Genomic DNA, 14,337 nt, shown 5'->3' with positions numbered 1-14,337 from the left:
GGCCGGAAGGAATCCGGTCCCACCCACCCGTTCGTCGTCTGGGCGCGCGCCGGTCAGTCTCCGATGCGGACGAACTGCGCCGCACTGACCCGGTGGATGCTGGTGTTGCGCACCTCGAGCCGCACGGTCCCGGTCGCCCCCGCGCCGTAGCGGAACGAGCCCAGCGAGCGCCAGGCCGCCGCACCCTGCGTCTGATCCACGATCACCTCGGAGCTGCCGTTCTGATGCTCCACGACGTAGGCCGCCGACGTCGTGGTCGTGGGGTTCGTCGGATACCAGACCGAGACGCGGTAGAGCCCCGCCTGCGGCAGATCGACGTTCCACGTCACGGTGCTGCCGACCGAGTCGGAATCGCTGTACCGCGTGCGGGTGCCGTTCCAGCCCGAGAGCCCGCTGGGGTACCAGTTTCCCGATTCCAGATAGCCCGGCCACGGCGACTGGGTGTGGGCGATCACGCCCTCGTCAGCGACCCGCACGAGCACCCCTCGACGCAGCGTCTGATCCAGCCGCGCCTCGAATCGGGTCGACGATCCCGGTGCGACGCCGGCCCCTGCCGTCACCGTCCAGGTGTGGGTCAGATCGGACCTCGGCGGCACCGTGATCGTCGCGCTCTGCTGCCCGACGCTCCAGCCCGTGAGGCCGTAGAGCGCGAGGGTGCCCTGCAGCGGGGTGACCCCGGTGTTGATCACCAGAGCCGTCAGTGTGGCTACCGCGCCGGGGCCGCTGACGATCTCGACGTCCGAGGTGAGCGACACCAGCCGGCGCCGGTCGATGACTTCGATCGCCGCGGCGCGGAGCGTGACCGGGTCCTCCCCCTGGATCGTCAGCTTCGCCTTCACCTCGACCTCGCCCAGCGGCGCAGCGGCGGCGATCACGGCCGCGGATTCCACCCGCGCCGAGCCCTGCGCGGGAACGGAGATCGACGGGACCGCACCGTCGATCTGCCAGCCCGACGGCAGGGTCACCGCCACGGTGCCCGTGATCGGATCGTCGGTGGCGTTTCGCACCTCGATGATCAGCGGCACACGGTCGCCCGCGGTTCCCGTCGCCTGCGCGATGACGTCGCCCGCGAGGCCGGGGTTCGCTCCGCTGATCCGTGCGGGCAGTCGCAGCGTGACCTCGGGCGTGGTCGTGCCCCCGGAGGTGATCGTGTATCGGAACGTCGAGGTGAGGTCGTCGACGGGGATCGTCCATTCGAACGGGTACGCCTTCTGCGGCGCCTGCTGCAGCGCCTGCGTGCCGATGCGGTACGACAGCGTGGCCTGCTGCTCGGTGTCGATCTGCACGTAGGCGTCGTACCCCTGCCCGTCGGGACGCACCAGGAGCATTCCGCGGGCGAGACCGTAGTCGGTCGCCGGGTCGGAGTCGATCTCGTGGAAGCTGTCGCGCCCGTGATCGACGATGTCGTCGAACGGCAGCCCCGGCCGCTGCACGGTCACGTTCCGCACCACCAGGGCCACCAACCCGCGGGCGGGCACCGTGACGGTGACGCGACCGTTCTGGGCCGCCGTGGTCGAACGGGCGCCGTTCGCGGCCACCACCTCGACCGCGGTCGACGAGCTGCGGGGCAAGCCGGTGAGATCGGTGGAGAGGTCGACGACCACCTGCTGCGGGGTGCCGGCAGAGTTCGTGAGGCTCACGTACAGGGCCTCGTTGCCGACGCCGCCGATCCAGTTGACCAGAGGGTTGTCGACCTCGATGAGCCCCTCGGGGAGGTACGGCCACACGCCGCCCTCGCCGAAGAACGTCCCCGGCGCGTGACCGTAGGCGAAGAACTTGAAATATGCGAAGTCCGCCTCGAACACGTGCGGGAACTCGATCGCGCCGGCGCTGCGGTAGAAGCTCTCGCTGATCAGGTAGTCCATCGCGAGACCGAGCTGGGCGGGCGCGTGGTGGAAGTAGTACCCGGTGATCCCGACCGGCCCGCTGGTCGCGAAGTCGGGCTTCATGTGCGCGACCTGGAACTGCCGCCCGTAGTAGCCGGGATACGTCGTGAAGCGCCCGATCACCATGTTGTGCGCGATGTCGGCGATCAGCTCGTCACCGGTGTGATGCGCCAGGCGCAGCAGGGCTCCGGCCCAGCAGGGGTTGAACACGTACCCTCCGCCCGGGTTCGTCAATGTGCTGACGCCGAGCTTGAACGACGACAGCGCCTCGAACGTCAGCCCCGAGGTCGAGACGTACCAGGCGGGCACGGTCTCGCTCTGGACGCTCGTCGTCGGGTACGACGGGAGTGAGGAGCGCGACTCCCAGTCGTACTGCTGCGTGATCACGGAGCCGACCGGCACGGTGACGGTGGTGTCGGGCACCGGGCGGACCGCGGTCTGCGTGATGAAGCGCTGCACCTCGCGGTACGCCCCGTCCAGGAACTCCGTCTCCCCCGTCGCCTCGAACATCTCCAGCAGGTCGACCCAGTATTTCGAGAAGCTGTACGCGAAGCCGCCCGGCGGCTGTCCGTTGCTCCGATAGGGCCTGAGGATCTGCTCCTGCGAGTAGCGCCGCGCGATCAGCGTCGCCTCCGCGAGATAGGCCGGATCCCCCGTGACCCGGTACGTCGCCAGCGCGTTCGAGAACGGCGCCCTGCTCTGACCGACCACGCCGGCCTTGGTCGCCTGCACCGCGAGCCGCTGGATGCCCGCATTCCGGCCGTGCGTGAGCTGGTACAGCGACGCGAGGTTCACGGCATCGGTGGGGATCCGCCCGATCCGGTACTGGGTCTTGTCGTTGTAGACCGGGCTGCCGATCATCGGCGTGTGCCCGATGCCCTTGCGGGAGAGCTGATACTCCACGAGCGGCCGCGCGCGACGGTCGTACAGCGTGCTGTCGGCGGTTCCGGTCAGATAGTGCGCGGCGAGCACGACCCCGCTCGCCGCGGCGCGGACGGCATCCTCGTTCTCGACGTCGACGAAGCCTTTCGCGCGGTTCCACCAGCCCGAGTACGACGGGACGTAGTCGACCGAGTCGTCGCCGCTGGGCTCCACCGCGATCAGCGCTGTCATCGCGTGCACGGCATCCGTGAGCGATCGGTCGTAGACGTTGTGCCGATAGGCGCTCAGACCGTATTCGTTCCGGCACAGCTGCGCGTAGGTGCCGTACAGGGTGTCCGCACGAGCGGCGATGCCGAACGCGAATCCCCGTTGCTGTCCGACCGTCATGGCCGTGCGCAGGCCCGGCTGCGGCGAGTACATGGACGGCACGATGTCGAGGCTGTCGTTGCGCAGGCTCATCCCGTACGGTTGCCGGTCCGCCATGAGCTGACGTTCATGCACGAATTCGGCGACCTCAGACGGCAGGTACACCCCCGAGGTGACGGCGACGCCGCCGACGGAGTACTGCGTCAGCGCCATCGGCGCGAACAGCTCCCAGGCGCCCAGGGGCGCGGAGCCGTCGAGCACCGAGAGCGCATGCTGGTACGAACCGCACAGCACCTCGTCGAGGTCGTCGAGCGACCTCGTGTCCTGGCTTTGGTAGCCGACGATGTAGTCGCCGGCGGTCTTGGCCGTGAGCACGTGGTGAGCCTCGGGGTGAGCGCCCTCCAGCCTCCACCGCACGACCAGATCGACATCGTCGGTGCTCGTGGTCAGCTCGATGGCCTGCGGCCCGAGGACCTGGTAGGAGGTGAAACCGAGCCAGCTCGGGGTGAGCGGCCCGTACAGCTCCGGGGCGCTCCCCGTCGGCAGTGCCCCCTCCAGCACGAGCCACTGCTCATCGAACCGATGGGCGGGGTCGGTGATCGACAACCAGCCACCGTTGTGCTTGATCTCCAGGTCGCGCACGATGGTCGCCCCGCCGTCCCACGTCGCCTGGAGAAAAGTCATCCGGTGGTTCTGGCCGACCAGCTGGGCGACCTGCGAGAACGCCAGATTCGGCTTCTCCAGGCGGCGGAGCGCATCGGCATAGACCCCGCCCGGCGTGGTGAGCTCGGTGGCCGCAGCGGGTGCCGAGCCGGAGGACGAGCCGAGCACCGGAGGAAGCACACCGGCGATCACGAGCATTCGCAGCACGGAGCGTCGGCTCCACATCAGGGGATTGTCTTCGGCTCCATCGCCAGCTATTGAATCCATGATCCACATACTGCAATCCATATGCGATCATGTCAATGGAACGCGCCTCACCGATCCCCCCGCCGCCGCTTCCGCTCGACACCGGTAGCGTCGTCGAGGCAGACCACCCCGAAAGGACGCCCGCGGTGACCCAGACCCCTCGCGAGGAGATGACGGAGTACTCGCTGAGTGCGCTCCTCGCTCCCCCCGAATCACCGGCCGAACCCGAGGACTTCGACGCCTTCTGGCGGGGCACCTTCCAGGAGTTCGGTGCGGGAGTGGTGGCGTGGGAGCTCACTCGCGAGCACCCCCAGACCGCGACGCATCGCGTGATGGAGATCCGCTTCCGCTCCTCGGCCGATGAACACGCCACCGCCTTCCTGATGCGGCCCCATGCCGTCGCCGACGCGCGGCGCGGCCTCGTCGTCGGGCACGGCTACGGCGGTCGCACGGGACCCGACGTCGAGAGGGTGCCCGCCCATACCGCGGCGATCTTCCCCGTCGCCCCCGGGACGCATGTCGGCACCGCCAGCCGCTTCCCCGCACCGCCAGAAGAGCACGTCCTGGCCGGCATCGCCCATCGCGACACCTACTCGCATCGCTTCAGCGCAGCCGACATCTGGCGCGCAGCAACGATCCTCCTCGAGATCGTGCCCGCCGTGGCGGGATCGCTCGACTTCAGCGGCGGCAGCTTCGGCGGTGGCATCGGCGCCCTGGCCCTTCCCTGGGACACCCGGTTCCGACGCGCGGTCCTCGACGTCCCGAGCTTCGGCAACCACGACGTGCGCCTCTCGCGGCGCTGCACGGGCAGCGGAGAGGCCGTTCGCCGGCACCTGCGCGACCATCCAGAGGACCGCTCCGTCCTCGACTACTTCGACGCGGCGATCGCGGCACGGCGCCTGCGCATGCCCGTGCACGTCAGCGCGGCGGTGCTCGATCCCGCCGTCGACCCGCGCGGACAGTTCGCGGTGTATCACGCACTGCCGGGCCCGAAGCGCCTCGGCGTGCGAGCCTGCGGTCATCTCGACGGACCCCTCGGCGAGCTGTCAGACCGCCTCGCCCTGCAGGACGGCATGGACTTCCTCGCGCTCCCCGACGAGCGCGTGATCTGAGCGCTCCTGCGGATCTCCCAGACAACGCATAGCGTTCTCCATAGAAATCGCATAGGAGATTCCGCAGAATAGGCACATGACCAGCGACCTGCCCGAACTGCGCCGCCCCGACGGCTCCCCCCTGCGCATCCTCGCCGTCGACGACGAGCAGATGCTGACCGACCTGCTCGCGATGGCACTGCGCATGGAGGGCTGGGAGGTGCGGACCGCTTCTTCCGGCATGGAGGCGCTCCAGGTGGCGCGCGAGTTCGAACCCGATGCGCTCATGCTCGACATCATGATGCCCGACCTCGACGGGATGTCTGTGCTCAAGCGTCTGCGGGAGTCCGGCAACCTCGTCCCCGTGCTGTTCCTCACCGCGAAGGACGCCGTGGGCGATCGCGTCGCCGGTCTCACCGCCGGAGGCGACGACTACGTCACGAAGCCGTTCAGCCTGGAGGAGGTGATCGCACGACTGCGGGCGATCATCCGCCGCACCGGCCACGCCACCGCCGACGACGGACAGTCGATCCTGCGCGTCGCCGACCTCACCCTCAACGAGGACAGCCACGAGGTCGTGCGAGACGGCACCGAGATCGAGCTCACCGCGACCGAGTTCGAGCTGCTGCGCTACCTGATGCGCAACGAGCGCCGGGTGCTGTCGAAGGCGCAGATCCTCGACCGGGTGTGGAGCTACGACTTCGGCGGCAAGTCGTCGGTCGTCGAGCTGTACATCTCGTACCTGCGCAAGAAGATCGATGCCGGGCGCACGCCGCTGCTGCACACCGTGCGCGGCGTCGGCTACATGATCAAGGCCCCGCAGTGAGCTCAGCGACGATGATGAGAAGGCCGATGAGCCTGCAGACACGGCTGATGACCGCCGTGATCGGGTTCGTGTCGCTGATCCTCATCATCGTCGCCGTCATCACCAGCGCGACGCTGGGAAAGACGATGGAAGACCAGCTCGACCAGAAGCTGAGCGAATACGCCCACCAGCTGGTTCGCATCTCCCAGGCTGTCGCTCCATCGTCGGCGACCGCGCAGAACGTGCTCGCGAGCAGCCCCGCACCTCCGGTCGGAGTTCTCTTCGTCGTCTCCAGTCCCGTCACAGGGTTCTCCGGAGTGGTCGCGAAGAGTGAGGACGGCGACGAATTCGCCGGAACGCTCGATCCGCTGACCGGCGCCCAGCTCGCCGAGATCGCGGTGTCGCTGAAGGATACCCGGGTCGCGACCGTCACCCTCACCGACCTCGGCTCCTACCGCGTCATGGCGCTGCCGACGAGCAACGGCCTGATCGTGGTGACCGGTCTCCCCCGCGACGATATCCAGAACCAGCTCACGCAGCTGCTGACCGTGATCGCGCTCGCGACGATCGGTGGTCTGATCCTCCTGGCGCTGACCACCGCGATCACCATCAGGGTGGGTCTGCGTCCCCTCCGCGCCGTCGCGCTGACCGCGACCAGGGTCGCGAATCAGCAGCTCGACCGCGGTGAGGTGACCATCACCGAGCGCGTTCCGGCTTCCGAAGCCGATCCCCGTACCGAGACCGGGCTCGTCGGCGCCTCGCTGAACAAGCTCCTCGACCACGTGAACACCTCGCTCGCCTCCCGTCAGAAGAACGAGGAGCGGATGCGGCGCTTCGTCGCCGACGCCAGCCACGAGCTGCGCACCCCGCTCGCGTCCATCCGCGGGTACTCGGAGCTGTCGTTGCGCGCCCTGCGTCAGTCGGACCCGCAGACGGAGCGCCCCGAGGTCATCGAGAGCACGACGTCGTCGCTGGAGCGCATCCAGGCCCAGTCGCTGCGGATGACCCGGCTCGTCGAGGACCTGCTGCTGCTGGCCCGCCTCGACGAGGGCCGCGAACTCGTCTATAGCACGGTCGATCTCGCCCAGCTCGCCCTCGAAGGACTCTCGGACGCCCGCCCGACGGCCGCGGATCACCACTGGGTCATTGAGGTGCCGGACGAGCCCGTCACGATCGTGGGAGACGCCGGACGCATGCATCAGGTCGTCGCGAACCTGCTCGCGAACGCCCGCACCCACACTCCCGCCGGCACCACCGTCACGCTGAGCGTCGCTCAGGAAGGCGAGGAGGCGGTGCTGCGCGTGCACGACGACGGTCCAGGGATCGACCCCGCCATCCGCGACGAGCTCTTCGCCCGCTTCGCCCGCGGTGACAGCTCGCGGGCCCGGCAGACCGGCGGCACGGGCCTCGGACTCGCGATCGCGAAGGCCATCGTCGAGGGCCACCACGGCCTCATCACCGTGACCAGCGAGCCCGGCGACACGACCTTCACCGTCCGCATCCCCATGAACCCGGCGACGACGGGCGACACCCCCGCGGAGGCGTGAGAACCCCGCACAGTCGCGCGGGGCCTCGCGCCCTCGTTCCTCGCCCCCCACACCCCCACACCCGCACACCCGCACACCCGCACACCCCGCGCTCCCCACTCCCCGGCACACCCGCACTCCCTGCACACCTGTCGGGAGATTGCTCGTGGACCGGCGTGTGGGGGCTGTTTCCTCCCGACATCCGGACGATCTCCCGACAAGCGCACGCGTCGAGGTCGAGGGGAGGGACGAGCCGGGACCAGCGCCCACGTCAGCCGCGCTCGCGCAAACGCACGACGGCGGCGATCACGGCAGCCTCGACGGTGGGCCAGGCATGCACGATCTGTGCATAGTCGAATCGCAGCGTCTCGTACCCCAGCGCCGACGCCGCGGCATCCCTCACCAGATCCCGGTGGCGGTGCGCAGAGCCCGCGTGGTTGCCCTTGCCGTCGGCCTCGAGGATGAGCCTGTCCTCGACCACGAAGTCGACCCTCCCCACGGTCGGGATCGTCACCTGGCAATCCAGCCTGATCCCGTGCACATGCAGCCGCAGCCGCAGCAGCGACTCGAGCCCGCTGTCGGCATCCGATCTGGCCAGATCGACGAGCCAGTGCGCCCGAGCCGGCAGTCGACTCCGGATTCGTCGGCGTGCGGCCTCGGAGATCAGCCGCTGCGTGAGCGACGACTCGAGCGCGGCGAAGAACGCCTCGTCACCACCGCAACGGTAAACATGGACGAGCACCTCTTCGAGCGGTGCGAGTCCGACGCCCGCGCGACCCGCGTCGTAGTGCCCCACGCATTCGCACTCGTCGTGGTGAGCACGACCTCGCCCGCCGAGCCACACGTGAACGGGACCTTCGTCGTAGAGACACCATACGCCGTGCAGTCGCAGCGCATGTGCACAGGTGAGCGCACCGCCGTGTCGTGCGGCTTCCACGAGGTGCACATTCGCCTCCGGCACGGCGAACACCCCAGGTCTCACGCGCTGAAGCGCGCCGACACGCACCTCGTCCGCGCGCATCCGACGAGTGATCCCATACTTCTGGAGCAGGGTGCCCCGGACGACTCCGCCGTGTCGGGCGGTCACGAAAGCGGCACTGAGCATCCGTCGATCCTGCACCTCCCGTGCTCGTGGCGGGGGCCGAGCATCCGGATATACGGGCAGATTCGATTCACGCATCGACTGTGCAGGAACAGAGGTGCCGTCCACCCGTCGGGAGTCCGGGCGGATGTCGGACGAATCGCCGTCGGATCACCCGACATTCGCCCGAGCTCCCGACAGGTGGACGAGGAAGGACGCGGGGGCACCGTGCACACGGGGGTGAGGGGTCGCGCCCGCGACCCGGATCAGTATCCGGCGAACGCGTCGGTCGTGAGGCTGCGCGCCTTCTGCAGGGCGGGGGCGAGGTCGGCGATGAGCCGCGGGGGACCGGAGATGAAGGCGTGGCGCGCGGCCAGGTCGGCGACGGTGCGCTCGAGGGTCTCCGCATCCAGACGTGCGCCCTGCGCCCACGACCAGTGCGCCGGGAGGTCGGCGGGCTCGTCGCGGGTGAACACGACGGTGCGCACGCCGGTCGCTGCCAGCTCCTCGCGGAAGGCGAGCTCGGAGGCGTCGGAGGCGACGTACACGAGCACCACGTCGCGCTGCTGCCCTGTCGCCTGCAGCTGCCGCAATTGCGACACGAAGGGCGTCACCCCGATGCCGGCGGCGACCATGAGCACCGGCTGCTCCCCGCGGGGCAGGATGAAGTCGCCCCAGGTTCCGGTCACCGCGAAGGTCGCACCGGGCTCGGCCGCGGCGAGGGCACGCTTGTAGCTCGAGGGATGCTTCTGGTCGCCGTTCTTGTAGGCGATGCGCAGCGTCGGCAGATCGGCCGGCGCCGACACGATGCTGAACTCCCGACGGGTTCCTCGGGCATCGGGTCGGTGATGCGGAACGTCGAGCTCGAGGTACTGTCCCGGCAGGAAACGCACCCGGCCCTTGGCGCGGAACGTCAGCTCCTGGGCGGTCGGGGTCACGAACTCGCGCCGTTCGAGCATCAGCCGCACCGAACCGCGCAGGGCGAAGGCGAACGCCACCAGGTTGCCGATCAGCAGTGCGCGCTCCTGACCGAGCGTGAAGAGACCGGCCACCGAGATCGGCCACCCCGCGAGCAGCCCGACGACGGCAGCCACCACGAGCTGCTGCCGGCGGCGCGGCGGAAGGGTGAGCGGCTCCGACAGCATGAACGCTCCGAGGAACAGGAACGGCGACTGCAACAGTGCGAACTGCAGAGCCGTCGCGACGTCGAAGGCGATGTCGAACTCCACGGCTTGCACGGCCTGCCGCACGACCGATGTGGCCACGGCGACGGCGAGGAACACCAGGATCACTCGGATCTTCTCGGTGCGCCACAGCACCGCGAGGCCCAGCACGGCCACGGGAATGGTGAGCACCGGCGTGCCGACCCACCACGACGACGACGTGCCCAGCCACTCGAAGGCGCCGAACGCTCCGAGGATCGAGACCACGGCGGCGCCGAACGCGGCAGGGTTGAAGATGTGACGCCCACGCCAGGCGATCAGGTACTTCGAGACGCTCGCGACCGCACCGGCGAGCGCGAGACCGAGCAGCGCGCCGGCCTCGACGCCCGGTCGGAGCACGAACAGCAGGATGAGCGCCGTCACCAACGACGACTCGATGCGCCAGGGCAGTCGGAGCAGGCGCTGCGCTGCGGCGTCGACGGCGGAGATGACGACCGCGAGCACGAGGAACGACGCCACGAGCTCGATCGGGGTGGGCGAGACGATGACGCCGAACAGCGAGAGCACGAAGGCGATGACCGCGAGAGCGACGAGCGCGAACAGCACGAGGCGGTACATCGACAGAGAGCCCAGCACCGCGAGGACCCGCTGACGTGCGGCGGCGAATGAGGTGATCACGTTTCCACTCTTTCCTAGTTCTGGGCTGCCGGAGACGACTGCCCCGCGGCGAGGAACAGTTCGGCCGGGCACCCGGGCGAACGCTGCACGCGTCCGTCGGTACTCATCCGCACCCACTCGACGCCCCAGGCGGTCGCGATCTCGTCGCCGCCGTCGAAGAAGAGGGCCGTCGCCACCGCATCGGCCGTCATCGCCTCCGGTGCCCACGCCCAGGTCGCGGCCCAGGTGCGCACCGGGAGTCCGGTACGGGCGTCGAGCACGTGATGCAGTCCGCTCCCCCACGCTCGGCGGTTGATCGCCGAGGCGCACAGCGCCTGATCCTGCACCTCGACGACCCCGATCGCCTTCGTCGGGTCGAACGGATGCTCCAGGCCGATGCGCACACCGGACCCGCGGACGCGGATGTCGCCGCCGGCGTCGACCACGAGATCTCCGGGCACGCCCGCCAGGACCGCCGTCACGAGGTCGACGAGGCGTCCTTTGCCGAGCGCGCCGACATCGAGCAGGGCCGGGGTGGATGCGGTGACCCCGGTGTCGGTCCAGGACAGACGCTGCTCCCAGGTATCGGGAGCGCGCACCGGATCTCCCGCGGTCAGAGAGTAGTCCGCGTCATATCCGAGCGCGTCGAGGCTGTCGGCGACGAGCGGGTTGACGGCTCCTCCGGTCGCGGCGGAGAGCTCGCGATACGCGTCGAGCATGGGCCCGGCATCGGAGGAAGCCAGAGCGCCGCCCTCCCGACCGAGGCGCACGACGTCCGAGTCCGTGCGGAACCGGGACCACTCGCGGTCGAAGCGCTGGATCTCCGCGGAGACCGCTGCCGTCACGGATTCCGGAAGCGCATCCGTCGTCTCGATCTCCCAGTGCGTTCCGATGGCCTCGAAGCGCCAACTCGCCATGGGAGGTCAGGCGCCTAGGAGGCGGCCTGCTCCTTGATCGACTCGACGGCCTTGTTGAAACCGCCACTGGTGAGCGACGAGCCGGCCACGCGGCTGACGTTCAGGTCGTCGAGTGCCTTGCCGTCGACCTCGTCGGCGATCCCGGCGATGAACTGCCCCTGGTACTGCTTGCTCTCGGGGGCCTGCGGGTCTCCCGTGACCTCGACGTCGGTCACGACGCCGTCGGCGAGCGTGAGGGTGACGGAGATCTCCTCGACCGTCTCCGGCGTCTGGTACGAGCCCTCGGCCGTGTACGTGCCGTCGGCGTAGGTCCCCGTGGAATCGCCGCCGGACGACGAGGAGGAAGAACCGGCATCGGGCGTGCTGCCAGTGCTGTTCGGCGTCTCGGCGTCAGCGGTTCCGGAGCATCCGGCGAGGACGAAGAGTCCCGCGATCCCGAGGAGTGCGGTTCCCTTGCGGACAGAGGTCGGTACGGTCGTGCGGATCATTGTGGTCCTCCCGGCTCGGTGTCGGCCGACGCGCTCGTCGACCATTCGACCGTAAGCACGGCGGCTATGCGCGGGCTGTGCCGTGACGATGCGTTACGCGTCGCCGCCGAACATGCTCGTCACGGAGCCGTCCTCGAACACCTCGTGGATCGCGCGTGCGAGCAGCGGAGCGATCGGGAGGATGGTCAGGTTGTCCCAGCGACGCGATTCGGTGAGCGGGATCGTGTCGGTGATGACGACCTCGTCGATGGACGAGTCCTGCAGCCGCTCCGATGCCGGGTCGCTGAAGATCGCGTGCGTGGCGGCCACGATGACGCGGTGGGCGCCGTTCGCCTTGAGCGCCTGGGCCGCCTTGACGATCGTTCCGCCGGTGTCGATCATGTCGTCGACGAGCAGGCAGGTGCGGCCGTCGACGGCACCCACGATCTCATGCACGGAGACCTGGTTGGCGACCTTCGGGTCGCGGCGCTTGTGGATGATCGCGAGCGGAGCGCCGAGGCTGTCCGACCACGTGTCGGCGACGCGCACGCGGCCCATGTCGGGCGACACGACGGTGAGGATCTCCCGGTCGGCCGGCGACAGGGTGCGCTCGAAGTAGTCCAGGAGCACGGGCTTGGCGAACAGGTGGTCGACGGGACCGTCGAAGAATCCCTGGATCTGCGCCGCGTGCAGGTCGACGCTCATGACACGGTCGGCGCCTGCGGTCTTCAGCAGATCGGCGACGAGGCGGGCACTGATCGGCTCACGGCCGCGGCCCTTCTTGTCCTGACGCGAATACGGATAGTACGGCGCGACGACGGTGATGCGCTTGGCCGAGGCGCGCTTGGCGGCGTCGATCATGATGAGCGTCTCCATGAGCCACTCGTTGACCGGTTCGCCGAACGTCTGGATGAGGAAGAGATCCACGCCGCGGATCGACACCTCGAAGCGGGCGTAGATCTCACCCGATGCGAACGTGCGGTGCTCCACCGGTGCGATCTCGGTACCGAGAGCCTCGGCGACGGCTGCGGTGAGCTCGGGGTGCGAGCGACCGCCGGCGACGACGAGCCGCTTCTTGGTCTTGGCGATGATCCCGGGGGCCACGCCGTTGTCGCGATCCAGATCGACCGTCTTCTTCTTGCGCGCCATGTCCGCCTATTCCGCCGAATTCTCGCGGGACGCAGCATCCGCCGCGCCCGTCCCTGCTCTGTTCTTCTCGACCCAGCCCTCGATGTTGCGCTGGGGCGCGACGCTCATGGCCAGAGCGCCGGCGGGGACGTCCTTGCGGACGACGGCGCCTGCACCGGTCTTCGCACCGGCTCCCAGCCTAACGGGCGCGACGAGCACCGTGTGCGACCCGGTGTGCACCTCGTCGCCGATCTCGGTGCGGTGCTTGTTCACGTCGTCGTAGTTTGCGGTGATCGTGCTCGCGCCGAGGTTCACGCCGCGCCCGATCGTGGCGTCGCCCACGTACGAGAGGTGGGGCACCTTGCTGCCTTCGCCGATCTCGGCGTTCTTGGTCTCGACGTAGGCGCCGATCTTGCCCTTGGCGCCCAGCACCGTGCCGGGGCGGAGGAACGAGAACGGGCCCACCGTGGCCTCGGCGCCGATCACCGCGAGAGTGGCGTCGGTGCGGCGGACGATCGCATCCTCGCCGACCTCGCAGTCGACCAGAGTCGTGTCCGGACCGATGACGGCGCCGGAGGCGATCGTCGTGGCCCGCAGGATCTGCGTGTTCGGGAGGATCGTGACGTCGGGCGCGAGCGTCGCGTCATCATCGATCCAGGTGGTGGTCGGGTCGATCACGGTGACGCCCTCGAGCTGCCAGCGGCGCACGATGCGCTGGTTGAGCAGACGACCGACCTCGGCCAGCTGAGCACGGTCGTTGACACCGAAGGTGACCGAGATGTCGGAGACGACCGATGCCGCCACCCGGTCGCCGTCGCGGCGCAGCAGGCCGGGGACGTCGGTCAGGTACATCTCGCCCTGAGCGTTGTCGACGCCGACCCTGGGCAGGTAGTCCCGAAGCGTCGCGGCACGGAACACGTACATCCCGGCGTTGATCTCGCGAACGGCGGCCTCTTCGGCGTTGGCGTCCTTCTGCTCCACGATGCGATCGACGCCTCCGTCGGCATCGCGCACGACGCGTCCGTAGCCGGTCGGATCGTCGACCAGCGCCGTCATCAGCGTGGCCGGAGCGCCCGAGGCGCGGTGCTCCGCGAGGAAGGCGGAGAGGGTGTCGGCATCGGCCAGCGGGCAGTCGCCCGAGAGCACGAGCACGTCGCCGTCGAAGTCGGCGGGGAGAGCATCCACAGCCACCTGCACCGCACGTCCGGTTCCGGGGATGTCGTCCTGGTCGACGAACACCGCATCCGGGTAGTCGGCCTGGAGAGCTGCGACCACCTGGTCGCGCTCGTGTCGCACGACCACCTCGACGTGCGCGGCCTGCAGCCGCCCCGCCGTGGTGAGGACGTGACCCACCAGCGGACGACCGCTGATCGGGTGCAGCACCTTCGGCAGGCGCGACTTCATGCGGGTGCCCTGGCCTGCGGCGAGGACGATGATGGCGAGATTGTTCCCAGTCATG

10 protein-coding genes are annotated in these 14,337 nt (G+C 69.2%); 3 read left to right on the top strand and 7 right to left on the bottom strand.

Annotation, left to right across the window (positions count from 1 at the left end; all coding sequences use genetic code 11):
- Positions 1-53: 53 nt before the first annotated feature.
- The gene (locus ASD13_RS14920; RefSeq protein WP_055870779.1) at positions 54-4,022 is read right to left on the bottom strand and encodes a golvesin C-terminal-like domain-containing protein; all 3,969 of its coding nucleotides are present in this window, start codon (positions 4,020-4,022) and stop codon (positions 54-56) included.
- A 167-nt stretch (positions 4,023-4,189) separates the two neighbouring features.
- Between ASD13_RS14920 and ASD13_RS14915 the strand changes: the two genes are divergently transcribed.
- The 3 genes from ASD13_RS14915 to ASD13_RS14905 all read left to right on the top strand — a co-directional run bounded on the left by ASD13_RS14915 (position 4,190) and on the right by ASD13_RS14905 (position 7,486).
- Positions 4,190-5,155 (top strand): acetylxylan esterase, encoded by a 966-nt coding sequence (locus ASD13_RS14915; RefSeq protein WP_162246300.1) that lies wholly within the window; start codon positions 4,190-4,192, stop codon positions 5,153-5,155.
- 76 nt (positions 5,156-5,231) lie between these two features.
- A complete protein-coding gene (locus ASD13_RS14910; RefSeq protein ID WP_055870772.1) occupies positions 5,232-5,960 on the top strand; it encodes a response regulator transcription factor in 729 nt (242 codons plus the stop codon).
- Between the two features lie 26 nt (positions 5,961-5,986).
- Positions 5,987-7,486 (top strand): sensor histidine kinase, encoded by a 1,500-nt coding sequence (locus ASD13_RS14905; protein WP_055870769.1) that lies wholly within the window; start codon positions 5,987-5,989, stop codon positions 7,484-7,486.
- A 250-nt stretch (positions 7,487-7,736) separates the two neighbouring features.
- On the opposite strand, the gene ASD13_RS14900 is transcribed toward ASD13_RS14905, so the two are convergent.
- The 6 genes from ASD13_RS14900 to glmU form a co-directional block, all read right to left on the bottom strand.
- Complete coding sequence (locus tag ASD13_RS14900) at positions 7,737-8,570, bottom strand: endonuclease domain-containing protein (RefSeq protein ID WP_055870759.1); 834 nt, start codon at positions 8,568-8,570, stop codon at positions 7,737-7,739.
- A gap of 242 nt (positions 8,571-8,812) precedes the next feature.
- On the bottom strand, positions 8,813-10,387 hold the full coding sequence (locus tag ASD13_RS14895; protein ID WP_055870756.1) for an FAD-dependent oxidoreductase: 1,575 nt from the start codon (positions 10,385-10,387) through the stop codon (positions 8,813-8,815).
- Between the two features lie 14 nt (positions 10,388-10,401).
- Positions 10,402-11,283 carry an FAD:protein FMN transferase gene (locus ASD13_RS14890; protein ID WP_055870753.1) on the bottom strand — a complete coding sequence of 294 codons (882 nt, stop codon included), beginning with the start codon at positions 11,281-11,283 and terminating at the stop codon, positions 10,402-10,404.
- A gap of 14 nt (positions 11,284-11,297) precedes the next feature.
- Positions 11,298-11,771: an FMN-binding protein gene (locus ASD13_RS14885; protein ID WP_017828425.1), complete on the bottom strand. Its 474-nt coding sequence runs from the start codon at positions 11,769-11,771 to the stop codon at positions 11,298-11,300.
- Between the two features lie 93 nt (positions 11,772-11,864).
- Positions 11,865-12,899, bottom strand: coding sequence for a ribose-phosphate diphosphokinase (locus ASD13_RS14880; RefSeq protein WP_017828424.1), 1,035 nt, complete (start codon positions 12,897-12,899; stop codon positions 11,865-11,867).
- A 6-nt stretch (positions 12,900-12,905) separates the two neighbouring features.
- On the bottom strand, positions 12,906-14,336 hold the full coding sequence (gene glmU, locus ASD13_RS14875) for a bifunctional UDP-N-acetylglucosamine diphosphorylase/glucosamine-1-phosphate N-acetyltransferase GlmU (RefSeq protein WP_055870751.1): 1,431 nt from the start codon (positions 14,334-14,336) through the stop codon (positions 12,906-12,908).
- Between the last annotated feature and the right edge of the window lies 1 nt (position 14,337).

Origin of the sequence: Microbacterium sp. Root1433D1 (assembly GCF_001426835.1) — a bacterium.
GTDB classification, from domain to species: Bacteria; Actinomycetota; Actinomycetes; order Actinomycetales; family Microbacteriaceae; genus Microbacterium; species Microbacterium maritypicum.
This window is presented reverse-complemented; position numbering and strand designations above follow the sequence as displayed.